The 23712-nt window shown below is 46.5% G+C and carries 21 protein-coding genes; 18 read left to right on the top strand and 3 right to left on the bottom strand.

The genetic code is table 11. From position 1 onward, the window contains the following. Nucleotides 1-2: 2 nt before the first annotated feature. From paaD to NI466_RS09710, 10 genes are all read left to right on the top strand, one after another. Complete coding sequence (gene paaD, locus NI466_RS09755; RefSeq protein ID WP_253173436.1) at nucleotides 3-503, top strand: 1,2-phenylacetyl-CoA epoxidase subunit PaaD; 501 nt, start codon at nucleotides 3-5, stop codon at nucleotides 501-503. A gap of 75 nt (nucleotides 504-578) precedes the next feature. Next, on the top strand, nucleotides 579-1637 hold the full coding sequence (paaE, locus tag NI466_RS09750; protein WP_180087426.1) for a 1,2-phenylacetyl-CoA epoxidase subunit PaaE: 1059 nt from the start codon (nucleotides 579-581) through the stop codon (nucleotides 1635-1637). Nucleotides 1638-1679: 42 nt separating this feature from the next. Continuing rightward, nucleotides 1680-2450 carry an enoyl-CoA hydratase-related protein gene (locus tag NI466_RS09745; protein WP_005104871.1) on the top strand — a complete coding sequence of 257 codons (771 nt, stop codon included), beginning with the start codon at nucleotides 1680-1682 and terminating at the stop codon, nucleotides 2448-2450. Next, on the top strand, nucleotides 2450-3241 hold the full coding sequence (gene paaG, locus NI466_RS09740; protein WP_253173435.1) for a 2-(1,2-epoxy-1,2-dihydrophenyl)acetyl-CoA isomerase PaaG: 792 nt from the start codon (nucleotides 2450-2452) through the stop codon (nucleotides 3239-3241). Before NI466_RS09745 ends, paaG begins: the two co-directional genes overlap by 1 nt. Nucleotides 3242-3244: 3 nt before the next feature. Continuing rightward, on the top strand, nucleotides 3245-4798 hold the full coding sequence (locus tag NI466_RS09735) for a 3-hydroxyacyl-CoA dehydrogenase (protein WP_253173434.1): 1554 nt from the start codon (nucleotides 3245-3247) through the stop codon (nucleotides 4796-4798). Between the two features lie 11 nt (nucleotides 4799-4809). Then, nucleotides 4810-6021 carry a 3-oxoadipyl-CoA thiolase gene (gene pcaF / locus NI466_RS09730; RefSeq protein WP_253173433.1) on the top strand — a complete coding sequence of 404 codons (1212 nt, stop codon included), beginning with the start codon at nucleotides 4810-4812 and terminating at the stop codon, nucleotides 6019-6021. 60 nt (nucleotides 6022-6081) lie between these two features. Continuing rightward, a complete protein-coding gene (gene paaK / locus NI466_RS09725; RefSeq protein WP_114541382.1) occupies nucleotides 6082-7374 on the top strand; it encodes a phenylacetate--CoA ligase PaaK in 1293 nt (430 codons plus the stop codon). Between the two features lie 63 nt (nucleotides 7375-7437). Beyond that, entirely contained in the window at nucleotides 7438-8376 is a 939-nt protein-coding gene (gene paaX / locus NI466_RS09720) for a phenylacetic acid degradation operon negative regulatory protein PaaX (protein WP_121979661.1), read from the top strand. Nucleotides 8377-8407: 31 nt separating this feature from the next. Beyond that, nucleotides 8408-9016, top strand: a complete 609-nt coding sequence (locus NI466_RS09715) for a DapH/DapD/GlmU-related protein (RefSeq protein WP_121979660.1) — start codon at nucleotides 8408-8410, stop codon at nucleotides 9014-9016. Between the two features lie 129 nt (nucleotides 9017-9145). Beyond that, nucleotides 9146-9907, top strand: coding sequence for a class I SAM-dependent methyltransferase (locus NI466_RS09710; RefSeq protein ID WP_253173432.1), 762 nt, complete (start codon nucleotides 9146-9148; stop codon nucleotides 9905-9907). Nucleotides 9908-9977: 70 nt separating this feature from the next. Here NI466_RS09710 and NI466_RS09705 read toward each other — a convergent pair whose 3' ends face one another. Next, nucleotides 9978-10787, bottom strand: a complete 810-nt coding sequence (locus tag NI466_RS09705; protein WP_159516612.1) for a cytochrome C assembly family protein — start codon at nucleotides 10785-10787, stop codon at nucleotides 9978-9980. Between the two features lie 138 nt (nucleotides 10788-10925). Between NI466_RS09705 and ffh the strand changes: the two genes are divergently transcribed. From ffh to NI466_RS09690, 3 genes are all read left to right on the top strand, one after another. Beyond that, complete coding sequence (gene ffh, locus NI466_RS09700) at nucleotides 10926-12332, top strand: signal recognition particle protein (protein ID WP_004279196.1); 1407 nt, start codon at nucleotides 10926-10928, stop codon at nucleotides 12330-12332. Between the two features lie 150 nt (nucleotides 12333-12482). Beyond that, nucleotides 12483-13049 (top strand): RBBP9/YdeN family alpha/beta hydrolase, encoded by a 567-nt coding sequence (locus NI466_RS09695; RefSeq protein ID WP_005262538.1) that lies wholly within the window; start codon nucleotides 12483-12485, stop codon nucleotides 13047-13049. A 144-nt stretch (nucleotides 13050-13193) separates the two neighbouring features. Continuing rightward, on the top strand, nucleotides 13194-13799 hold the full coding sequence (locus NI466_RS09690; RefSeq protein WP_253173431.1) for an RBBP9/YdeN family alpha/beta hydrolase: 606 nt from the start codon (nucleotides 13194-13196) through the stop codon (nucleotides 13797-13799). On the opposite strand, the gene NI466_RS09685 is transcribed toward NI466_RS09690, so the two are convergent. Both NI466_RS09685 and NI466_RS09680 read right to left on the bottom strand, forming a co-directional pair. Further along, nucleotides 13753-14493 (bottom strand): type III pantothenate kinase, encoded by a 741-nt coding sequence (locus NI466_RS09685; RefSeq protein ID WP_253173430.1) that lies wholly within the window; start codon nucleotides 14491-14493, stop codon nucleotides 13753-13755. The two genes, NI466_RS09690 and NI466_RS09685, sit on opposite strands and share 47 nt — an antisense overlap. Nucleotides 14494-14507: 14 nt before the next feature. Beyond that, nucleotides 14508-15263 (bottom strand): biotin--[acetyl-CoA-carboxylase] ligase, encoded by a 756-nt coding sequence (locus NI466_RS09680; RefSeq protein WP_004279200.1) that lies wholly within the window; start codon nucleotides 15261-15263, stop codon nucleotides 14508-14510. A 27-nt stretch (nucleotides 15264-15290) separates the two neighbouring features. On the opposite strand from NI466_RS09680, the gene NI466_RS09675 reads away from it, so the two are divergent. The 5 genes from NI466_RS09675 to ligA all read left to right on the top strand — a co-directional run bounded on the left by NI466_RS09675 (nucleotide 15291) and on the right by ligA (nucleotide 23570). Next, nucleotides 15291-16094: a sulfite exporter TauE/SafE family protein gene (locus tag NI466_RS09675; protein WP_253173429.1), complete on the top strand. Its 804-nt coding sequence runs from the start codon at nucleotides 15291-15293 to the stop codon at nucleotides 16092-16094. Between the two features lie 200 nt (nucleotides 16095-16294). After that, nucleotides 16295-16990: a GntR family transcriptional regulator gene (locus NI466_RS09670; RefSeq protein WP_253173428.1), complete on the top strand. Its 696-nt coding sequence runs from the start codon at nucleotides 16295-16297 to the stop codon at nucleotides 16988-16990. Between the two features lie 11 nt (nucleotides 16991-17001). After that, nucleotides 17002-20454, top strand: coding sequence for a chromosome segregation protein SMC (smc, locus tag NI466_RS09665; protein ID WP_253173455.1), 3453 nt, complete (start codon nucleotides 17002-17004; stop codon nucleotides 20452-20454). Nucleotide 20455: 1 nt separating this feature from the next. Then, nucleotides 20456-21421, top strand: coding sequence for a cell division protein ZipA C-terminal FtsZ-binding domain-containing protein (locus NI466_RS09660; protein ID WP_004730656.1), 966 nt, complete (start codon nucleotides 20456-20458; stop codon nucleotides 21419-21421). Nucleotides 21422-21530: 109 nt separating this feature from the next. After that, complete coding sequence (gene ligA, locus NI466_RS09655) at nucleotides 21531-23570, top strand: NAD-dependent DNA ligase LigA (protein ID WP_004279205.1); 2040 nt, start codon at nucleotides 21531-21533, stop codon at nucleotides 23568-23570. Nucleotides 23571-23712 lie beyond the last annotated feature (142 nt).

The following is a 23712-nucleotide window of genomic DNA, read 5'->3' as shown; positions in this document are numbered from 1 at the left end:
GCATGAATCTGATTCGACACGTAGAAGATCAATGTTGGGACGTTTTACAGCAGGTTTCTGATCCAGAGATTCCGGTATTGTCAGTGATTGATCTGGGTATCATTCGTGGCGTCGAGCTGAATCAGCAGGATGAAATTGTGGTGCGACTCACGCCGACCTATAGCGGCTGTCCAGCTACGGATTTATTAAAAGCAGAAATTACCCAGGCTTTCGAGGCCAATGGTTTGACGCCGGTCAAAGTCATTGTGGACCTGTCTCAAGCCTGGACCACGGACTGGATGAGTGAATCGGGCAAACACAAATTACAGCAATATGGTATTGCCCCGCCGCAAGGCCAATCACATAGCTGTGGTACGCATGTGGCATTGACCGATGGCATCACCTGTCCACAGTGCTTAAGTAACAACAGCAAATTATTAAGTGAATTCGGTTCGACCGCCTGTAAAGCTTTATATCAATGTCGGGAGTGCTTAGAAACTTTTGACTATTTCAAATGTATTTGATTGTAACGATTGCGCGGTGGGCAGGGTAAACCAATAACAAGCCTGAACACCGCCACCTAAAAGAAGGATTTTGCCATGAGCCAATTTATACCATTAACCATTAAATCGATTCAGCCACAAACCGAGCAAGCGATCTGCATTGCCTTTGATCTCGCGCCTGAGCAGTTGGATACTTTTCAATATCAGCCGGGTCAGCACCTCACCATTCGTCATTTAACCGATGACGGCGAGCTGCGCCGCTGCTACTCGATCTGCAGTGATACTCAGGAAGACATGAGCATTGCGATTAAAAAAATTGATCAGGGTCAGTTTTCAACCTGGGCCAATGCGCATCTCAAAGCGGGCGATGTACTAGAAGTCATGCCACCGCAAGGGGTGTTCTTTCAGAAAGCCGCCAAGGCTGGTGGCCAGAATTATCTAGGATTTGCAGCAGGCAGTGGCATTACGCCAATTTTATCGATTGTAAAGTCGGTGTTGAACCGTCAAGCGGAAGCAACATTCACTCTGGTATATGGCAACCGCTCCTGGAAACAGACCATGTTCTCTGAACAGATCATGGACTTGAAAGACCGTTTTAAGGAACGTCTGCAACTGGTAAATATTTTTTCACGTGAACTGAATGACAGTGACATCTTTAATGGTCGGATTGATGCAGACAAATTGCAGCAGTTATTTCAGGCCAATCTGATTTCTGCCGAAGCAGATCACTGTTTCGCTTGCGGTCCTGAAGAAATGATGACAGCAGTCGAAACGGTATTACCGACTTGGGGCATTCAACGCAGCAAGATTCATACGGAACGCTTCAATACGGGTACTGCACCGAAAGCAACCGCCCAGCAGATGGAAAGCCGCAGCGAAGAACGCGTCAATATCATCCTCGATGGTCGCGAGCTGATTGTTGAAGTCTCTAAGCAGGATGACAGTATTTTAGATGCTGCGCTACGTGCCGGAGCCGACCTGCCATATGCCTGTAAGGGCGGAGTTTGTGCCACCTGTAAATGTAAGGTGTTAGAGGGACAGGTTGAAATGGCGGTGAATTACAGTCTGGAAGAAGATGAAATTCAGAAAGGCTATGTGTTGAGTTGTCAGGCACGTCCAACCACAGCCAATGTTCGACTCAGTTTTGATGAATAACAGCTGAATTTACAGCACCGCGAGCATAGCAGGAGTTCAAGGATGACTTACATTAAAACCAGCTCACCTAAGCCAGGTGTGGTACTAATCGAGCTGAACCGCCCGGAAAAGCGCAATGCCTTAAACAATGCCACCTTGCAAAACATTGCAGCCTGTCTACAGGACTTGGAAACAGATGCTGCTGTGAAAGCCGTGGTCATCACCGGAAATACGCAATGCTTTGCTGCCGGTGCTGATTTAAATGAGCTGGCGCAGTTAGATGTGGTCAGCATCCAGCAAGACCAACGCCCACTGCTCTGGAAAAAAATTGATGAATTTTCCAAGCCTTTAATCATGGCCGTAAATGGTTATGCTTTTGGTGCAGGTTTCGAGTTGGCTTTGCATGGTGACATGGTGCTGACCGGAGAAAATGCCCAGTTTGCCTTGCCTGAAATCGGTTTAGGTATGTTGCCGGGTGCCGGTGGAACCCAGCGTCTGGCCCGTCTGGTCGGTCAGCAATTAACGATGCGCTGGGCCATGACTGGTGAAATGATTTCGGCACAAACAGCCTTGCAACATGGCATTAGTAGCCAGGTTTGTCCGGCAGGATTGACCGTGCAATACGCACTGGAACTGGCAGAAAAAATTGCCAAGCAGGCACCGCTGGCCATTCGTGCCATCAAGCAATCTTTAAAGTCGATTCATGAAGTGACTTTAAGTCAGGGACTGAAACTTGAACGTCAACATTTTGTCTGGCTGGCGGCGACCCAAGATCGCCAGGAAGGCATCAATGCATTTTTAGAAAAAAGAAAACCAGAATTTAGAGGTGTGTAATGGATTATCAAACAATTATTGTCGAAGAAAAAAATGCAGTGGGCTACCTGACCTTTAACCGTCCAAAACAGCTCAACAGCTTTAATGAAACCATGCATCAAGAAGTCTCCAAGGTCATCAAGGCCTGGGCCAAAGACAGCCAGATTCGTGCCGTAGTGATTTCAGCAGAAGGTCGTGGTTTCTGTGCCGGTCAGGATCTGAATGATCGTGTGGTCGATCCGAATGCCGATGCACCGGACTTAGGCCTGTCGATTGAAAAATATTACAACCCTTTGATCAAGCTGATTACTGAAATGCCAAAACCGGTGATTTGTACGGTGAATGGCGTGGCAGCAGGGGCAGGTGCCAATATTGCCTTGGCGTGTGACATTGTGGTGGCAGCAAAATCGGCTTCCTTTATTCAAGCTTTTTGCCGTCTTGGCTTGGTGCCAGATTCAGGCGGTACCTGGTTCCTGCCGCGTCTGGTTGGCCGTGCCCAGGCGATGGGCCTTGCCATGCTTGGCGATAAAATTCCGGCTGAGCGCGCAGTACAACTGGGCATGATCTGGCAAGTGGTTGAAGATGAGCAACTGCAAGCAGAAGCGAAAAAATTGGCAGAGCATCTGGCGCAGCAACCGACCTATGGTCTGTCCCTGATCAAAAAAGCCATTCATGCTGCAGCCGACAATAATCTGGATCAGCAGCTCATTCTGGAACGTGACCTGCAACGTCTGGCTGGACGTTCAAGCGATTATAAGGAAGGTGTACAAGCCTTTATGCAGAAGCGTACCCCTGAATATAAAGGATGCTAAATCATGCAACAGATCAATTTGGAACAAGTCAAAGTTGCTGTGGTCGGTGCTGGAACCATGGGGATTGGCATTGCACAACTGGCAGCCATGCACGGGCATCCGACCTATGTGTTTGATCTCGATCGCGGCAAAGTTCAGAGTGCCTTGACTGCTTTAGAGGCGCAGCTCAGCAAGCGCGTACAAAATGGCAAAATAACCCAGCAATTACTGGAAATTACCTTCGCCAATCTGATTGTGGCAGAGGATATTGAGCAGCTTGCCGATGCGGGCTTGATTATTGAAGCCATTGTCGAAAAGAAAGAAGTGAAGCAAAATCTGTTTCAACAGCTGGCTGCCATTTGCCCAGAACAGACGATTTTTGCGTCCAATACTTCCTCGATTTCCATTACCGCAATTGCCTCGGCGATTCCACATCCGGAACGGGTGATTGGGCTGCATTTCTTTAATCCGGCGCCGGTGATGAAACTGGTCGAGATTATCCGCGGACTGAAAACCTCAGCAGCTATTGCCGATGCAGTATTTGATCTGATGAAGGATTGGAACAAGGTTCCGGTACGGGCCAAATCGACGCCCGGTTTTATCGTCAATCGTGTCGCACGACCTTATTATGCCGAGGCCTTTCGTGCCTTGCAGGAAAATGCTACCACACCGGAACAGCTCGATTACATCATGCGCGAATGTGGCCATTTCGCCATGGGACCGTGCGAACTCACCGACTTGATTGGGCAGGATGTGAATTTCTCGGTCACGCAAAGTGTCTATCAGGAATTTTTCTATGAGCCACGCTACCGCCCATCCTTGATTCAAAAAGAGCTGGTCGATGCCGGCTGTTATGGCCGCAAGTCCGGTCAGGGTTTTTATGATTACACGCAGTCCAAGTCTGTGCCTGTATATGAATTGCCAGTGTGTTATGCCAAGTCGCTGAATAAGCTCAAAGTCACGGTAAAAGGTGAATGGCGACATTCCTTAGCCTTGATTGAACGTTTAAAACAGGCCTCTCATGTGGATCTCATTTTTCAGGCGGCAGAACAGAATGAAATCCTGATTGGTGATCTTTCCCTGCGATTATCGCTCGGTGAGTCGGTTGAACTGGCTTATCCGCATGAGCCTGTAGTGTTGATGGACTGGCATGCAGATTGGACAAATGCCCAGGCAATTCCAGTCGTTGCATCACCGGCGTGTAGTGCTGAACAGCGCCAGGCAGTGGAGCTATTCCTCATAGGTATGGATATGATACCTATTTGGTCTAAGGATCATCCCGGTCTTTATGTTATACGTAGTATTGCCATGTTGGTGAATGAAGCCTGTGAAGCAGTATTGCATGATATTGCATCAGAACAAGATATTGATTCTGCTATGAAATATGGCGTTAATTATCCTTGTGGTCCATTTGAGTGGGCAGATAGAATTGGATATTACACAATTTTACAAATTTTAGAAAATATGTATCGTATTTATGGTGAAGATCGCTATAGAACTAGTATATATTTAGCAAAGAAAGCGGTGCAGGGACATGCACAGAAAACTCAGCAGCAGCCATTAAACGTTGCTAGCTAAAAGGAAGAATCATGGAACAGGTTTATATTTTTGATGGAATTCGCACCCCGATCGGACGCTATGCCGGTGGACTGAGCAGCATTCGTGCTGATGACCTGGCAGCGCTACCGATTCAATATCTGAAAGATCAGCATCCGGCCTTGCCATGGGCAGAACTGGATGAAGTGATCTTGGGCTGTGCCAATCAGGCCGGTGAAGATAACCGCAACGTGGCGCGTATGGCTGCTTTACTCGCAGGGTTGCCTGAATCTGTTCCAGCGCTCACCGTGAACCGCTTATGTGCTTCAGGTCTGGATGCCATTGGACTGGGAGCACGTGCCATCAAATCGGGTGAAGCACAATTTGTTTTGGCGGGTGGCGTAGAATCCATGAGCCGAGCGCCTTTCGTGCAATCCAAACCTACGACTGCCTTTAGCCGTACCCCTGAAATTTATGACACCACCATTGGCTGGCGTTTTATCAACCCAAAATTTAAAGCACAGTTTGGCGTTGACAGCATGCCGGAAACGGCCGAAAACGTCGCTGAAAAGTATCAGATTAGCCGTGCAGACCAGGACCTGTTTGCCTATCACAGCCAACAGAAAACCGCAGTAGCCCAGCAGAAGGGTATTTTTGCCGAAGAAATTCTGCCAGTAGAGGTCAAAGGTCCGAAGAAAAGCACTCTGACCATTTCCCAAGATGAGCATCCGCGCGCAGAGACGACGCTGGATAATCTGGCCGCCTTAAAAACCCCATTTCGTAAAGAAGGCGGCTCAGTCACCGCTGGCAATGCTTCGGGTGTCAATGACGGGGCGGCTTGCGTATTACTTGGGAATCAGCAGTTTGCCGAGCAGTATGGTTTGAGCCCGAAAGCTAAAGTGATCGGGATGGCCAGCGCCGGTGTCGAAGCTAAATATATGGGTATGGGGCCGGTTCCAGCGGTACAGAAAGTGCTGAAACAGACTGGCCTGAGTCTGGAGCAGATGGACGTGATTGAGCTGAATGAAGCATTTGCAGCGCAATCGCTGGCCGTGATTCGTGAACTCGGCTTGCAAGACGATGATTCCAGAATTAACCCGAATGGCGGTGCCATCGCTTTGGGTCATCCGCTGGGTATGAGTGGCACCCGTCTGGTGATTACCGCCATGCATGAACTGAAACGCCGTAAAGGCAAATATGCACTGTGCACCATGTGTGTCGGTGTTGGTCAAGGTGTTGCACTGGTTTTAGAAAATATGGATTAAACACATCATTCAATCAATGAATTAAACCGTGGTCAGGAAGACTGCGTCAGGAGTAAGAATATGAATAACAATGCAATGGAAAAAATTGAAAAAGTATCGGTTGATGAGTTACGCAGTGTTCAGCTACAGCGTATGAAAAAGACGTTGCAACATGCTTATCAGAATAGCCCGGTTTATAAAAAGAAATTCGATGATGCTGGCGTGCATCCAGACGATTTTAACTCACTGGAAGATCTGGCCAAATACCCGTTTACCACCAAACAGGATTTACGTGATAACTATCCGTTTGGCATGTTCGCTGTGCCACAGGAACAGATTGTACGTGTGCATGCATCTTCTGGCACCACCGGTCAGCCAACCGTGGTGGGTTATACCCAAAATGATATTAATGTCTGGTCAGATGTAGTGGCGCGTTCATTACGTGCAGCCGGCTTGAGCAGTAAAGATATCATCCAGGTGTCTTATGGTTATGGTCTGTTTACGGGTGGTTTAGGTGCACATTATGGCGTTGAACGCTTGGGTGCAACGGTGATCCCAATGTCTGGCGGACAAACCGATAAACAGGCGCAACTGATTCATGACTTTAAACCAACAGCACTGATGGTTACGCCATCTTACTGCCTGAACATTATTGAAGCGCTTGAGAAGAAATTTGGCACAGCCAAAAACTGTTCGATTAAAACCGGCGTCTTTGGTGCAGAGCCATGGACCAATGAAATGCGCAAGGAAATTGAAGAGCGTCTGGGCATTGATGCCCTAGATATTTATGGTCTGTCAGAAGTCATGGGACCGGGCGTGGCGATGGAATGTCTGGAATCTAAAGATGGCCCAACCATCTGGGAAGATCATTTCTATCCTGAAATTATCCATCCGGAAACTGGCGAAGTGCTGCCAGATGGCGAACTGGGTGAACTGGTCTTTACCACCATTACTAAAGAAGGCATGCCGGTAATCCGTTACCGTACCCGTGACCTGACCCGTTTATTGCCAGGCACGGCACGCACCATGCGCCGTATGGACAAGATTGTCGGCCGTAGTGATGACATGATGATTATTCGTGGGGTCAATGTCTTCCCATCACAGATTGAAGAGCAGATTTTACAGATCCAGCAACTGATTCCGAACTATCAGATCCAGATTTGCAAACAGGGACATCTGGATACATTGCATATCCGTACCGAAATGCGTAAAGATAGCAGTGACATTATGGCGCACCAGTTGGCAACTCAGCTGAAAAGCCAGATTAAAACCATGGTCGGAATCACCGTGAGTGTCGAAGTGTTACCTGAAGGGAGTCTGCCACGCTCTGAAGGCAAGGCACAGCGCGTGTTTGATATCCGCAAGTCTGCATGAAGTACTATTGGATGATAGCCAAATGGTCTATCATCCAGTTTCTATAAGGTAAAGTTAAACGCAATGAATCCGAAATTAAAACAAATAATTGATGACTTTATTCAAACTGAAGCACTCAGCGGAACCTCATTAATCATGACCATCTTCGGTGACTGTATTTTTCACCGCGGTGGCATCATCAGTCTGGCCAGCCTGATTCAGCTCATGGATGTCTTCGGATTTAATGAACGATCGGTACGGACTGCCGTATTCCGTCTGGTTCAAAATGGCTGGCTGATGTCTGAAAAAATTGGTCGCACCAGCTATTACCGCGTCACTGAAAGCAGCCGCCAGCGTTTTATTATGGCGGATCAAAAAATTTATAGTTTTAGCCATCAGGAATGGGATCAGAAATGGGATCTGGTGCTGCTCAGTTCGGTGGAACTGGAAAATAAACTGGTTCTGAAAAAAGAACTGGAATGGCTGGGCTTTGCCAATATCGCCACCAATGTCATGGCCTATCCGGGCTGTGATCATCAGAAACTGCAAAACCTGCTGCTGAACTTGAAAATGACTGACCAAGTCGTGGTGTTTAAGGCAGAAACTTTGCAGCTCTGGCAGGAATCCTATCCAACTGTAAAACGCATGGTTGCTACCAACTGGCCGGTGCAGGAACTGCATCAGCGCTATGAAAAATTCATTGCAGATTTCCGGGAATTCTTTCATCTGGTAGAACAGGAAGATGAACTGGATCCGGTTCAGGCTTTTCAGTTACGTATTTTGCTGATTCATCAATTTCGCCGGATTTTATTAAAAGATCCAAATCTGCCTTTTGAGTTATTGCCCTCCAACTGGCTTTCCCTGAATGCCCGTAATCTGAGCAGTAATTTATATCAAACCGTGGTTGCGACAGGTGATGAGTTCTTTATGGAAATCGCGCGGACTTCGGAAGGTTCGATGCCGCCGGTACATCCACAATTTTATAAACGTTTTGGCGGTTTGCGATTAGAAGCCGTCAGCTAATCTAATTCTGCATTTTTAAAGGAATAAAATAATGCCGTGTTATGCCATCGATGGTGTGATTCCTGTGGTCAGCGCTCGCGCTTATGTACATCCGCAAGCCGTTCTGATCGGGGATGTAGTGATTGAAGAGGGCGTATATATCGGGCCTTTCGCTACTTTAAGAGCTGACTTTGGCGGGATTCACATCCAGAAAAATGCCAATGTTCAGGATTCCTGTACCATTCATGGCTTTCCCGGCAATGTCACGCTGGTCGAAGAATATGGTCATATCGGACACGGCGCGATTTTACATGGCTGTATCATTCGTAAAAATGTATTGGTCGGCATGAACAGCGTGATTCTGGATGAAGCCGAGATTGGTGAAAATACCATTATCGGTGCCAATAGCACGGTTAAAGCCAAAGCTCAGATCCCGGAAAATTCATTGGTGCTCGGTAGTCCAGCGCGGGTTATCCGTCCTTTGGAAGCTAAAGAAATCGCCTGGAAAAGCAAGGGAACGCAGGAATATATTCAGCTGACAGAGCGCTGCTTGTCCTCCATGCAGGAAGTCAATCCTTTAACGGAAGTCTCCGCAGACCGGCTGAGCTACAAAGCCTTCAAGGCAGAGTATCAGATCAAGCAGAATAGCTTGAATGACTAAGTCAAGAACATGATTCTATTCATTGGATGAATTCTGCATTTTAAAAACAGGAAGTGACTGAAACCAAATTCCAACTGCATTCCCTGACTGGCTATTTAGACTGAAATAAAACTGGTCTGGAAAGCATATATGGAAAATAGGAAATTTAAAGATCATTTCTCCCAACAGTCACAGGACTATGCCTTGTTTCGTCCGCATTATCGGGATGCATTGGGAAAGCTATTGGCAGAGCTGTCACCAGGTACTAAATTGGCTGTAGATGTCGGCTGTGGTTCTGGACAGCTTTCAGAAGTTTTGGCGAATTACTTTGATCAGGTGCTTGCTATTGATGCGAGTGCTGAACAGCTTGCCCAAGCCAAACCGCATCCAAAAATTCAGTATGGTCAGGCACTCGCTGAAAAGATCCCGTGTGCTGACCAGAGTGTTGATCTGATTTCGGTGGCTCAAGCAGCGCATTGGCTCGATCTGGAAAAGTTTTATGCAGAAGTTCGACGCATTGCGAAACCTAAAGCCATTCTGGCTTTAATTAGCTATGGCGTGTTCAGTGTGGATGAGCCACATCTGAATCATTACTTTAAGCATTTTTATCAGGTGACGCTTGCATCGTACTGGCCGCCTGAACGTCGCCATGTAGATGAAGGATATAAAAATTTACCATTTCCATTTCAGGAAATGGTGATTCAGCCACCGGTATTACAGGTTGAATGGAACTTTTATCAGTTAATTGGTTATATGAGTACCTGGTCAGCCGTGAAAGCTGCCACTAAAGCACTCGGACATAATCCACTAAATGTACTGGCAGATGCCTTATTGCCAGAATGGGAAGATCCAGAATTGCCTAGAGTGATTCGCTGGCCATTGTCGGTGCGTGCGGGGCGTATCACCGTTTAAAGAATATTCAAGCTAGAGTCTGGTTATTGAACTTTATTGAACAATGAATTGAATATTTCAAGGCTCAGAATTATCGCCCTAGAATCATTTCCAGCACAAATTTAGAACCAATAAAACCCAGTGCCAGCAAGCCAAAACCGAGCAGGGTAAAGCGCACAGCTTTCTGGCCACGCCAGCCAAACTTCCAGTGTCCGATTAATAGGGAACCGTAAACCAGCCAGGAAATAATACTGAACGCCGTTTTATGTGCCAGATGCTGAGCAAAGAAATTGTCGATGGTAAAAAAGCCAAAGCCCAATGCGAGCGTAAGTAAAACAAAACCGGTCATCAGCATATCAAACAGCAGGGATTCCATGTCCTGATAAGAGGGTAGCAAACTGACCCAGACCCGGCGTTTCTGCTTCTTTTTCAGCTCACGATCCTGAAGCCGCAAGATCACGGCCTGAATAGTCGCCATGAGCAATACTGCATAAGCAGACAAAGACAGGATGATATGAATATCCAGTCCCAAAGAATTTTGTGCGATGATTTTTGCAGGCTGCGTAAATACAAAGCCGAGAATTAATCCGGTCGCAGCCACCGGAATCCCGATCAGATTCAGGGCGATAATTGGACGATAAGTACTGTAAATAATGCTGAGTAATAGCATTAGACCGGAAGTAAAGGAAAACAGGGCAAAGACATCATAATTGATGCCCAGCGGGGTGTGCATATCACCATACAAGACCAGCGCATGCAAGCCCAGTCCAAGCAGGGCGGTTAGCGAGACAAACCATTGATTCGGAGTACGTTTAGACATTAAATGAATGAACAGATACCAGAAAGAAGCGGTATAAGCGACTAATGCTAAGATCGTATAAACCAAGGGGAGGCTAACCATGTCAAACCTTTTTAAGGGTGATGAATATTCATTTATATAAATTCGCTGCGAACTACAGTATCCTATAGCATTCTATGCATAAATTTTCTATTTTAAGAAACAATTTTTTGCTCATGGCTATTTTAAGCGGATTTTGCAATGTTTGATACCTTAACAGAACGACTCACGCAGAGTTTAAGAAATGTTACTGGCTCAGGGCAGCTAACCGAAGACAATATTAAAGATACGTTACGTGAAGTGCGTATGGCGCTTCTTGAGGCCGATGTTGCGTTACCTGTAACTCGTGAATTCATCGCGAAAGTTAAGGAAGAAGCATTGGGCCAGGAAGTGATGACTCAGTTATCTCCTGGGCAGGCTTTTGTCAAAATCGTTCATGACGAATTGACCAAAATGATGGGCGAGGCCAATGAAAGCCTAGACCTCGCTGCAAAACCACCTGTAGTTGTCCTGCTGGCAGGCCTGCAGGGTGCGGGTAAAACAACAACTGCAGCAAAACTTGCACGCTTCTTACAAGAACGTCAAAAGAAAAAAGTCGCGATGGTCTCTGCCGACGTTTATCGTCCGGCTGCGATCAAACAGCTACAGACTGTCGCGGGTGAAGTCGGTGCGATTTTTCTGGAATCCAGCGCAGACGAAAAACCGATTACGATTGTGAATCGCGCGATTGAACAGGCAAAAATCCAGTTTGCCGATGTGCTGATTGTCGATACGGCAGGTCGTTTGCATATCGATGATGACATGATGGGTGAAATCAAAGAGCTGCATGCAGCGATTAACCCGACTGAAACCCTGTTCGTGGTCGATGCCATGACCGGTCAGGATGCGGCAAACACCGCCAAAGCATTCAACGATGCCTTGCCTTTAACTGGTGTGATCCTGACCAAAACTGATGGTGATGCGCGCGGTGGTGCAGCGCTTTCAGTACGCGCGATTACCGGCAAGCCAATCAAATTCTTGGGTATGGGTGAGAAACTCGATGCCTTGGAGCCATTCCATCCTGAGCGTGTTGCACAGCGTATTCTCGGTATGGGTGATGTACTTTCTTTGGTCGAAGAACTTGAACGCAAGGTCGACAAAGAAAAAGCCGAAAAAATGGCGAAAAAACTGCAAAAAGGCGGCAGCTTCAACTTTGAAGACATGCTGATGCAGTTTGAGCAGATGAACAAGATGGGCGGCATGATGGGCTTCCTGGACAAACTTCCTGGCATGAGCAATGCCGGTCTGCAAGATGCGTTGGCGCAAGCCAATCCTGAAAAGCAGGTCAAGAAAATGGAAGCGATTATCCAGTCGATGACTATCAAAGAGCGCCGTAACCCGGACTTGATGAACCCAAGCCGTAAAAAACGTATCGCAGCAGGTTGTGGTATGGAAGTGGCAGAAGTCAACAAGCTGATCAAGCAACATGCCCAAATGGCCAAGATGATGAAAAAATTTGCCAATCCATCCGGTATGGCAAAAATGATGAAGTCACTCGGCGGCTTGCAGAAACAGTTTGGCGGCGGCGGTGGTATGGGTCCATTGTTCGGCGGCAACGACAAGAAATAAGTTGTGTTTAAAAAAAAGGCGCAATATGCGCCTTTTTTATTGGGAATAAATGGTCAAACTGGTTTAAACAAAACAACATTTACTTACCCAAAATAAAAATCCGATCAGGCAGACTCAGGAGCATGAGCACAAAATAAAGAGAAATTTCAAATGACCCAAGTGATTGTCGTACATGGTTATACTGCGAGCCCGGAAGAAAACTGGTATCCGTGGATTCAGGAAAAAGCCCAACAGGAAAACGTCAGTTTAAAAGTACTTCGGCTCGATCCATCGACCACACCGACACTGGACACCTGGGATCAGCAAATGCGTGAACAGATTGATGCAATTGACGAGGACAGTATCTTTATTGCACATAGCTTGGGAACTGTGGCCGCATTGCATTACTTATCCAGAGAATTAAAACAGCAGAAAATTCAGCAACTGGTATTGATCGCGGGATTTAATGGCCGGTTAGGTCGTCTGGATGAAGTAAACCCTTTTATTGATGCCGCTGATATCGATTTTGATTTACTCAAACAGCAGATTGCAGAACGTGTAGTGATCTATTCTGAAGGCGATGACCGGGTTGCACCAGAATTTAGTCTGGAACAGGCGGACAGTCTGGATGCCATTGTGGTGAATGCCAAGCATCACGGACATTTTATTGATTCTCAAGGCTGTACTGATTTGCCAGAACTCTGGAAAGTAATCGAACCTTATCTGATTAAATCTTAAATTTAGGCATGTTATTGTATTCGCTAAATTTTAAAATTTAACATGAGATGGTGTTCAAAAAGGCACTTGAATTCCATCTCCAGACTGGTTAAAACTTATTTTTTGTCGACGCAATTTGCGTTCAATGATAATAAGTAAATCACTATGAAAAATATAATAAAGAAAGTCTATATCGTGCCGGATTATCAGGCGACCTCCAATGATCACTGGTACCCTTGGTTCAGTCGCCAGCTTAAAAATGCCGGTTTTGAGTCTAAACGGATTATGCTGGCCAACCCTTTTCAGCCTGATTTAGAAGAGTGGCAGCAGAATCTGAAACTGCACATTCCGCAGATGGATGAACATACCTTTTTAGTTGCACATGGCCTGAGTTGCGTCAGTGTTTTAAACTTTTTACAGGAACATTATATTCAGCAGCAACACAAGATCGGCGGCATCATTCTGGTCTCGGCCTTTGATACACCGCTGGTGGCCTGGTCAGAACTGAATAAAATACTGCAGGCTGTGCGACTCGATCTGAAAAACTTGCCGTATAGCTATAAACGTGCGGTGATGCTGATCTCCAGTAATGATCCCTATGTGCCTGCACCGATTTCCTTGCGTTTAGCACATAGCTTGAATGCACAAATTTTTGAGATCAAAAAAGCCGGGCATTTTAACAAGGCTGATGGCTTTGCCGATTTCCCTCAGTTGCTGGACATTATCAGACAGTGTCTGGCAAATGAGCTGCAAAATGCTGCAGGCCTTTAAGCAAGAGATCAGGTTCAATCCGGGGCTGATACTGAGCGAGATGCTGCGCAAATAGCGGGGCATCTCCACCGGTTAAAACCAACTGTGCTGGAAAATCATGTAGTACTTTCTCAATCGTGCTGAGCAGACCCAGTAGGATGCCATGATGAACAGCATCGATGGTGTTGCGTCCAGGATTGAGTTCAGAAAAAGCGGCATCCGGGATTTTAATGCCTTTGGTATTCTGAATCAGTGAATCACGTTGCAAGTACAGATTTGGCAGAATAAAACCACCCAAATGTTGTTGTCCTTGCGCCAGATCAATGGTCAGCGCCGTACCGCAACTAATCACACAATAATTTTCATGCGCTTGCGTCGCCACTGCAAGTACCTGTAACCAGCGGTCAATCCCCAGTTGCGAAGATTCATCATAGCCACAGATCAGACCGGCATATTCTGCTTGTACCTGAGCAAAAATCACTGGAATATGTAGACTTTCTAAAATGCTGAGAATACGCTCATTATTGATTTTATCTTGGACAGAAGATAATCCCACCTGATGCAAGCCCAGCGCTTTGAAATGCTGGATCAGGCCAAGTAACAAATCAGCAGGAGACTGTAAATGTAATTCTGCTGCCTGTTCAATAATCTGATCATGCTCGGTAATCCAGTATTTAAGCCGGGTATTGCCGATATCCAACCATAATTTTTTCATTGCTGTATGCCTGTTCATCCACCATGTTTAAGGCGGAGCTGTCCCTGATAAAAGGTCTGGATTCCCTGATCGGTCAAAATCTTGACTGCACCATCATCCTGAATCCCGAGAAAAGTACCGGAATATTGCCCTTGCACGTCAGTAAATTCAACCGTTTGTTGCATAAATGCAGCCGATCGATTGAAACGCGCCGCCAGGTTTTGACTGCCATAATTAAACCATTGCCCGGCTTGCTGAATCGCCAGATATAACTGGGCAATCAGCTCGACTCTTGAGGTATGTGATAATCCCAACTCGTTCAAGGAGCTAACCTGCTGATCTGGAAGGTCAGTGGGCAGAGGATCGATATTTAAACCTACACCGACCACCACCTGTGTAGATGAAATCGGCTCGACCAGAATGCCGCCCCATTTTCCGTGCAGGCTATACAGGTCATTCGGCCATTTCACCTGTAATTCCAGGCCTTTTAGACTGGGCATTTGCAGGATATTTAACGCAATTTCTAGCGCCAGACGACCATCGATGGGTTTTTGTGTATGCAGCAATGTGCTTAAATAGATGTTCCCTTCAGGTGAAATCCACTGACGTTGACGCTGTCCACGGCCTTGGGTCTGCACATGACTGCATACCAGAACCTGCTGTACCCCCTTCGTTGCCAATTCGCGCACATCATCATTGGTCGATGTAGTAATCGGTTTGATGAGTAATACTTCCGGGAGTTGGCCTGCATCGCTTAATCGTTGTTGCAGTTCACGAGTTTCTACATCCATTTGAATCTAAACGTGGTAAATATCGTTATGGAGTTAATCATATATTTATTGATTGGTGCAATTGCCGGATTCACAGCAGGCCTGTTTGGGGTCGGCGGTGGTTTGATTATTGTGCCCATCCTCTACATTGTTTTTACCCAGCTCCAGTACGATCCCAACGTGATTATGCATATGGCGGTGGGCACTTCCTTGGCAACAATTATTGTGACTTCTATCAGCTCGGTTATGGCGCATCATCAACGAGGGGCAGTGCTATGGCCCGTATTTCGTAATCTGGCGCCAGGTCTGATCATTGGTTCTTTCTTGGGTGCGGGGATTGCCGACTATTTATCTGGTCAGGGTTTACAGTTACTGATTGGCTTCTTTGCGGTCTGGGTGGCATTTAGGATGTTCAGGGGGGCGCATATTCAGATTGATCCGAATCAAAAATTGCCTTCAACCCCGGTACAAATTGCTGCAGGTGGCGGGATCGGTGTGGCATCGGCCATCTTTGGGATTGGTGGGGGAAGTCTGACCGTTCCGTTTCTGAATCGCTGCGGGATCGTAATGCAAAAAGCAGTAGCGACCTCTGCGGCTTGTGGATTGCCGATTGCAGTCGCAGGTGCGCTCGGGTTTATCTGGTTTGGTAAACAGGCGCAGGTCACTGTGCCAAATACCATTGGCTATATTCATATTTATGCCTTTATTGGGATCAGCATGATGAGTTTTTTCACTGCCAAGCTGGGCGCAAAAGTGGCACATCTGCTTTCACCGGCCGTATTAAAAAAATGTTTTGCTGCACTACTGACCACCGTCGGCCTGTATTTTATTTATCAAGGGTTTATGGCCTGATTTAAACCTTTTCGGTTGGACTGATGTACCGTATAAGGAGAATAGCTCACTATTCTCCTTTTTTATGGGCCTAAGTTGGCTATATAGACATAAGATTGTCTGACAATGTCAAAGTATTTATGGATAAAAACCCGTTTAATAGCAACATAGCCCAAATGAAGGGCTAAACCAGTATCCATAAAAATAAAGACAGGAACGGTATGCCATTAGAACAAGCGCAGAGTTTGTCTGAGCAGATTGCCAAGCACATTAGCGAACAGATTATTCGCGGTGAACTGGTCGAAGGCGAACGTATACAGGAGCTCAGGATTGCCTCGGAGCTTGATGTCAGTCGGGGTTCGGTTCGTGAAGCCCTGCTTTTGCTGGAACGCACCCAGCTGATTGAAATTTTCCCGCGCCGTGGGGCGATTGTCTCGGAAATGTCGGCCTTGCAGGTGCGTGCCTTATTTGACATGACCTCGTTATTGCTCGGGCAGATGGTGCATCGTATGGCGGAAACCTGGCGGGTGCATGAAGCTGAGCGCATTCAGCTATTATTAGAGCAATTAGAAGCAGAAACCCGCCAAGGACACACTGAAAAGTTTTATGATCTGATCTTTCAGGGCATGGCCCAGCAGCATGAGATGGTCGGGAATCCTTATCTGATGCGCTACTATCAGGAACTGCTGCCTTCTTTACGTCGGAGCTATTTTCTGACCCTGAATATTTCCAGACGCGAGTTACAGGAATCTTTTGACTTATTTAAACTGGTCACTGAAGCAATTTTTATACGAAAAAGCCATCAGGCCACTTTATTTATGGAAGATTTTTGTCGACACTTGCGCAACCTTGTGTTGGAATCTCTGACACGGATGAAACAAATTGAACTCGCGTGGGCCAGACGCTCACGACGTTAAATCAGGACATTATGCGTTTAAGCAGTTTAAAACTTTCAGGCTTTAAATCTTTTGCCGACAGTACCACTTTACATTTTAAAGATAATCGTACTGCGGTCGTGGGACCGAATGGTTGTGGTAAATCCAACGTCATTGATGCCATACGCTGGGTCATGGGCGAGTCCAGTGCACGCCAGTTGCGTGGTGGCAGCATGCAGGACGTCATCTTTACCGGAACTGCCAAGCGTAAACCGGTGGGCATGGCCAGTGTAGAACTGCGCTTTGACAATACCTATGGCAAGCTGGGCGGTGCTTATAATGCCTATAATGAACTGGCAGTACGCCGTCAGGTCAACCGCGATGGCAAGTCTGAATATTTTCTGAATGGCAGCAAATGCCGTCGTCGTGATATTACCGATATTTTCCTGGGTACTGGTCTTGGTCCGCGTTCCTATGCGATTATCGAGCAGGGCATGATCAACCGTCTGGTCGATGCCAAGCCCGATGAAATGCGGGTCTATATTGAAGAAGCGGCTGGGGTATCGCGCTATCAGGCACGTCGCCGTGAAACCATGCTACATCTGGATCACACCACACAAAACCTGTCGCGTCTGGAAGATATCGCCTCTGAACTGAAATCTCAGCTAAAAACCCTGAAACGTCAGTCGGAAAGTGCGATTCAATATAAAGAACTGGAAGGGCAGATCCGTACCATCAAGATTGAAATTCTGTCTTTTCAATGTGAGCAAAGCCAGCGTTTACAGGAAGAATATACCCTTGAGATGAATACGCTCGGGGAAAACTTTAAGCTGGTGCGCTCCGAACTGACCACCGTTGAACATGATTTAGGCAGTACAAGTGAACTGTTTCAGCGTCTGATTCAGCAATCCACCCCTTTGCAAAGTGAATGGCAACAGGCCGAGAAAAAACTGGCTGAACTGGAAATGACCCTGCAACAAAAGCAGTCTCTGCTAGAGCAAAATTCCACCAGTCTGGTCAAACTGGAACAGCAAAAAGCCCAAACTAAAGAGCGTTTACAGTTGATTGAACTGCAACTCGATACTTTACAGCAGCAATTTGAAGATCAGCAGGCGCAGTTGCAGCAGCAAGATGGTCAGAGTCAGGCGCAAAGCCAAAACTTGACTGAGCTCAAAGCTCAACATAGCAATGTGGCAGCGCAATTCGCACAGATCAAAACCCAGGTCGAACAGCAGCAACAGCGTAAATTACAGATGTTGGCTCAAAGCGAGCAACTGGCAAAGAATATTGAGCGGATTGAACAGCAGAAACAGACGCTCCAACAGCAAAGTGCACAGATTCAGCAACAGGCGGAGCAAGATGAGCTGGAGCAGTATCAGGCAGACAAAGCCCAAGCTGAACAGCAAATCGCTGACTATGAAATTCAATTAACAGATTTAAAAACTCAATTCGAGCAGATTCAGGCAGAGCAGGCGACCCATCAGCAGCGCTTGATGCAGCTCAAATCTGAAATTCAGGTGCTTCATTCAGAAAAGAAAAACCTGAGTCAATTACTGACCAAAGCCAAGCCAAATGCCAAGAGTGATGCGGTACAGCTGATGCATGTACTTAAGCTCAATGATGCAGGCAAGGTACATGCCAGCCTGATCGAAAAGTTTCTGGCAAAATGGCTATCTGCCCAGATTTTGACAGAGGGCGAGCACTTCCTTGAAGATTGTGCGCGTCAGTTAAAGCAACAGGCTGTTCAGAATAAAATTCAGATTGCCAATACGATGTGTCTGGCCGATTGGATTGAATCTCCACATTATTCACTGTGGCAACAAGTCGCGGTCGTAGATACATTAGCGCAAGCATTGCCTCTTCAAACTGAGTTATTACAAGGCCAGACATTACTGAGTTTAGATGGCTACCATGTTGGTGCGGATTGGATGATTGCACTGGACTATGATGAAGCTAGTCAGGCCGGACAAGGTGCATTGAGTCATCGAATCCGTCTGGATGAAATCGAGCAGCAACTTGCAGAACTTGAACCTAAGTTTATGCAGTTGGAGCAGCAGTTACCTGAACTCACCGATCAGGTTAAAGCTTTGCAAAGCCGGATTCAAAGCATCAGTGAGCAGCACAAGCATACCCAAAAGCAGCTGCAGCAACTCGATGTCAATATTGCCAAAGTACAAAGTAGTGCTCAGGCTTTCGCATTGCAAAAGCAGCAATTACAGCATCAGTTACAACAACTGGATGAGCAGCTTGAAGAAGATGCCATGCAGAAAGATGATCTGGAAATTGATCTGCATGCCTTGAATATCAAACTGGAACAGGCGCTACCAAATTATAAAACCCTGCAATTCCAGCTAGAAGAATTGAGTGCTCAGCTGGATGACTCACAGCAGCTCAATCAGCAAGCGCAGCAGGAACTGGAAGTGTTGCGCCGGCAAAATGTGCAAAGCCAGCAGCAGATTGAATTACTGGAAAAAGATCAGGTTTTCCTAAAAGAACAGTCTCAGCAAATTACTGCACAAATCGAACAAGCCAAAAAGTTTGTCGATCCGGTACAGCTGGAATTACCTGCTTTACAGAGCCAGTTCAATGAACAGGCGCAGATCACTGAAAAGCTGCAAAAGACTTGGGCTGACTGGCAGATTGAATTAAATCAGGTGCAGAACAAACAGCAGCAGCTGACCGAACAGCGTCACAGTTTTCAGCAGCAGGATGAAAAACTCCGTACTACACTGGAAGAAAAACGTCTGGCCTGGCAGGCAGCCAAATCTGATTTGCAGCATTATTCTGAACAACTGAAAGAATTGAATAGTGAAGTAATTTCCGGGCTAGATATTGATATCAAAGCTCATCAGGCGAAGCTGGAAAAAGCTCAGGCCCAGTTTGATAAACTCGGTGCAGTCAATCTGGCGGCTTCCGAAGAATATGAAGAAGTGTCAAAACGTTATGAGGAACTGAGTCACCAGATGCAGGATCTGGAAAATACGGTTGAACAGCTACAGGCTGCGATGAAAAGTATTGACCAGGAAACCCGTAAACTGTTTATGCACACGTTTGATCAGGTCAATGCTGAACTGCAAAACCTGTTCCCGAAAGTGTTTGAAGGCGGTGAGGCGAGTTTAAGCCTTGAAGATGGCTGGCAATCGGGGGTAAAACTGATGGCCCGACCACCGGGTAAACGAAACAGCTCATTGGCCTTACTCTCGGGTGGAGAAAAGGCTTTAACTGCATTAGCATTGGTATTCGCGATTTTTCGCTTAAATCCGGCACCATTTTGCGTACTAGATGAAGTCGATGCACCGCTGGATGATGCCAATGTGGGACGCTTTTGTAATTTAGTCAAAGAGCTTTCTGAACACGTGCAATTTATTTATATTACCCATAACAAACTTGCAATGATGATGGCGACTGATCTTTTAGGTGTAACCATGCCTGAACCGGGAACATCAAAATTAGTGACAGTTAATTTGGAACAGGCAAAAGAATACGGCCTAGCTGCGGAGGTATAATATGGAAATCACCACCATTATCGGGATTGTTATCGCAATTGTGATTATGCTGTTTGGTATAAGAATGCTGTTCAAAAAACCTGTAGAGGCTGTACCTTCACTGGATGCCAACCTGCATATCGACCCGGATAGCCAGACCCCGATCATTCCAAGGCATGTACGTTCTCAGTTGGCACAACAGGATGTCGAATCTGATCGTATCGAGCCAAGCTTGGGTATAGATGAACCGGCTCCTGAAAAGCCTTCCGCCTTTCGCAAGGCTGAATCAACTCCGGTTGAGCCAAAAGCAGTCGAAACTCCTGTAGCTGCCCCGTCAACAGAAGCTGAAGTAGTGGAAAAGTCGGTAGTCACGGCAGCAGATGTTCAACAGGTAGAAGCGGAACAGAAGAATAGCCAGATTGAAACCAAGGAAGAAATGCCTGAATTCAGCCTGAACAGCAACATCGAAAAAGCAGAAATTTCTGAATTTAATGATGAAAGTAGTATTCTGGATGCACATCTGCATGAGCAAAAAATAGTGGATGAAGAAAGTGCTTTGTCCAATGCTGAAACCATTATTTCTTTGCATATCTATCCGCAAGGCCGTGTACTTTCAGGTGATAAAACCCTGAAAGTTTTACTAAAATATGGCCTGCGTTATGGCGAATTGGCCTGTTTCCACCGTTATAGTGAAGACGGTTCAAAACTGCTGTTCTCGGTATTGCAAATGACCGATACTGGAATGGAAGGCTTTGATCTGGAAACCCTATCAACTCAGGAAGTGAAAGGTCTGGCATTCTTCCTGGCTTTACCGCATAGCGATGTACAAAATGCGTTTGATACCATGGACAGTATTTCACGTCTGATTGCCCGTGAAGTGGATGGTCTGGTCTATGACCAGAACCAGCAGGAATTTACTCCACAATTACGTGAATTCTGGCGCCATCAGGCCATTGATTATCGTGCTGGACAAGGTACGGTAGTTTAAGGCTGCTTTGTTCAATCTCCAAGTTGAATCTGTAGACTGCAATTTTTATAATAGCCAAAAGCTGAATATTCTACAGGGCGGATTTTCCGCCCTTTTTTATGGTGAAATTATGACCCAAGATGCTACTGTCATTGCGCAAATGCGTCAACTGATTCAACTGCTTGCCAAGCATAACCATGCTTATTATGTGATGGATCAACCGAGCATTGAAGACAGTGAATATGATCAGCTCTTTCATCAGCTCAAAGCCTTAGAACAACAATATCCTGACCTGATCCAGTCCGATAGCCCAACCGATAAAGTGGGTGGACAGGCGCTTTCAAAATTTGTGACCGTAACACACGCCGTGCCGATGCTGTCATTAGGCAATGTCTTTAATCAGGAAGATCTGCTGGCTTTTGCCCGCCGTATTGAAGAACGTTTGCCAAATCAAAAAATTGAATATGATGTGGAACTGAAATTTGATGGTCTGGCCATTTCACTCTGGTATGAGCATGGCGTATTGACGCGTGGGGTGACACGCGGCGATGGGGAAACCGGTGAAGACATCACCCAGAATGTCAGAACCATTCGCAACCTGCCGAAACTTTTATCTCCGGTGAATGGCATCATTCCCGATTTGTTGGAAGTCCGCGGCGAAGTGTTGATGCCGAAATCCGGTTTTGAAAAATTGAATGCTGCCAATGCCGCCAAAGGTGAAAAGACCTTTGCTAATCCGCGTAATGCTGCGGCAGGAAGTTTGCGTCAGCTGGACCCGAATATTGCTGCCTCGCGGCCATTGGCTTTTTATGCTTATGGGATTGCTCAGTGCGTGCCGCATCATGGACAAACCACTATGTCCGCCAGTCTGGAATGGTTACATCAGTTCGGTTTTGCGGTTGGCGAGCGTCACTTTATCTGTGACAGTATTCAGGACGTGCAAAAGGTCTACGAACAGATCATTGATGAGCGTGCCAGTCTCAGTGTCGAAATCGATGGTATGGTGATCAAGGTCAATGACCTGAAACAGCAACAACAGCTTGGTTTCCTGAGCCGTGAACCGCGTTGGGCCACCGCCTATAAATTTCCGGCAGTTGCAGCACTGACCACAGTAGAAAATATTAATTGGCAAGTGGGTCGTACTGGAACATTGACGCCGGTTGCGCGTTTAAATCCAGTTGCTGTCGGTGGAGTAACAGTTTCCAATGTGACGCTGCATAATATTGGCGAAATTCACCGTCTGGATGTACGTATTGGTGATACCGTCAGTGTTTATCGTAGTGGCGATGTAATTCCTAAGGTGGAAAAAGTCTGGCCGGAATTTCGCCCGGTTGATGCAGTTGAAGTGCATTTACCTGAACAATGTCCAGTCTGTGATTCACCCGTGGTCATGCCGGAAGGCGAAGCCTTGGCACGCTGTTCGGGCGGACTATATTGTGCCGCGCAGCGTATTGAAGCCATTCGTCACTTTGTCTCACGTAAAGCCATGGATATTGAAGGCTTGGGTGACCGTTGGGCAGAATCGTTGCTGCATCTGAATCTACTTAACGATGTCTCAGATATTTACCATCTGCATGAACATCGTGAGACTTTGCTCGGTATTGAAAAGATGGGCGCCAAATCGGTTCAGAATCTTTTGGATGCCATTGAAAACAGTAAAAAAACCACACTGGCTGCTTTTATCTATGCACTCGGTATTCGTGGGGTGGGTGAAACTACGGCGCGGATGCTGGCCAATACTTTCCAGACGCTGGATGCCTTGCGTCAGGCTGATCTGGAGGCTTTAAAGAAAACTCCGGATGTAGGTGATATCACTGCGGAATGGATTCTGGATTTCTTTCAGGCACCGCATAATCTGGAAGTTCTGGATCGTTTACTGGCTGCCGGTATTCACTGGGATGCACCGATCGCACCGACTCGTCAGCCGTTAAACGGCGAAAGCTGGGTGGTCACCGGGACTTTAAGCAGTATGGGACGAGATGATGCAACCCAGTTATTGCAAGCCTTAGGTGCACGAGTCAGTGGCAGTGTATCCAGCAAAACCAAATGTGTGGTTGCGGGTGAAAAAGCTGGCTCAAAACTGGATAAAGCAGAAAAACTTGGTATTCCAGTGATCAATGAACAACAGTTTATTGGCTTGATGCAAGACTATGGTCAGCTTGAAGCCTAAATCTCTGCACATTTCATGAAAGAATAAGAGTTAAAAAAGCCACCTTCGGGTCATTGCTGTCCCACAATTTTTCACAAGAGGAAGCTCATTTGAGCTTCCTCTTGTTTTATGGGTATTTTATCGGGTGAAAATAAAGCTTTTA

Origin of the sequence: Acinetobacter lwoffii, from assembly GCF_024129595.1 — a bacterium.
In the GTDB taxonomy this organism is placed as follows: Bacteria; Pseudomonadota; Gammaproteobacteria; order Pseudomonadales; family Moraxellaceae; genus Acinetobacter; species Acinetobacter lwoffii_O.
Note: the sequence above shows the minus strand (reverse complement) of the source record. Positions and strands in the feature narration are given on the sequence as shown.

Coding starts and splice junctions, on each gene's coding strand:
- NI466_RS09745 (WP_005104871.1), top strand. CDS start 1,680: ATGACTTACATTAAAACCAGCTCACCTAAGCCAGGTGTGGTACTAATC.
- NI466_RS09690 (WP_253173431.1), top strand. CDS start 13,194: ATGAAAAATATAATAAAGAAAGTCTATATCGTGCCGGATTATCAGGCG.
- paaD (WP_253173436.1), top strand. CDS start 3: ATGAATCTGATTCGACACGTAGAAGATCAATGTTGGGACGTTTTACAG.
- NI466_RS09680 (WP_004279200.1), bottom strand. CDS start 15,263: ATGGATGTAGAAACTCGTGAACTGCAACAACGATTAAGCGATGCAGGC.
- ffh (WP_004279196.1), top strand. CDS start 10,926: ATGTTTGATACCTTAACAGAACGACTCACGCAGAGTTTAAGAAATGTT.
- paaK (WP_114541382.1), top strand. CDS start 6,082: ATGAATAACAATGCAATGGAAAAAATTGAAAAAGTATCGGTTGATGAG.
- paaG (WP_253173435.1), top strand. CDS start 2,450: ATGGATTATCAAACAATTATTGTCGAAGAAAAAAATGCAGTGGGCTAC.
- smc (WP_253173455.1), top strand. CDS start 17,002: ATGCGTTTAAGCAGTTTAAAACTTTCAGGCTTTAAATCTTTTGCCGAC.
- NI466_RS09670 (WP_253173428.1), top strand. CDS start 16,295: ATGCCATTAGAACAAGCGCAGAGTTTGTCTGAGCAGATTGCCAAGCAC.
- paaE (WP_180087426.1), top strand. CDS start 579: ATGAGCCAATTTATACCATTAACCATTAAATCGATTCAGCCACAAACC.
- NI466_RS09660 (WP_004730656.1), top strand. CDS start 20,456: ATGGAAATCACCACCATTATCGGGATTGTTATCGCAATTGTGATTATG.
- paaX (WP_121979661.1), top strand. CDS start 7,438: ATGAATCCGAAATTAAAACAAATAATTGATGACTTTATTCAAACTGAA.
- NI466_RS09685 (WP_253173430.1), bottom strand. CDS start 14,493: ATGAAAAAATTATGGTTGGATATCGGCAATACCCGGCTTAAATACTGG.
- pcaF (WP_253173433.1), top strand. CDS start 4,810: ATGGAACAGGTTTATATTTTTGATGGAATTCGCACCCCGATCGGACGC.
- NI466_RS09705 (WP_159516612.1), bottom strand. CDS start 10,787: ATGGTTAGCCTCCCCTTGGTTTATACGATCTTAGCATTAGTCGCTTAT.
- NI466_RS09710 (WP_253173432.1), top strand. CDS start 9,146: ATGGAAAATAGGAAATTTAAAGATCATTTCTCCCAACAGTCACAGGAC.
- ligA (WP_004279205.1), top strand. CDS start 21,531: ATGACCCAAGATGCTACTGTCATTGCGCAAATGCGTCAACTGATTCAA.
- NI466_RS09715 (WP_121979660.1), top strand. CDS start 8,408: ATGCCGTGTTATGCCATCGATGGTGTGATTCCTGTGGTCAGCGCTCGC.
- NI466_RS09695 (WP_005262538.1), top strand. CDS start 12,483: ATGACCCAAGTGATTGTCGTACATGGTTATACTGCGAGCCCGGAAGAA.
- NI466_RS09735 (WP_253173434.1), top strand. CDS start 3,245: ATGCAACAGATCAATTTGGAACAAGTCAAAGTTGCTGTGGTCGGTGCT.
- NI466_RS09675 (WP_253173429.1), top strand. CDS start 15,291: ATGGAGTTAATCATATATTTATTGATTGGTGCAATTGCCGGATTCACA.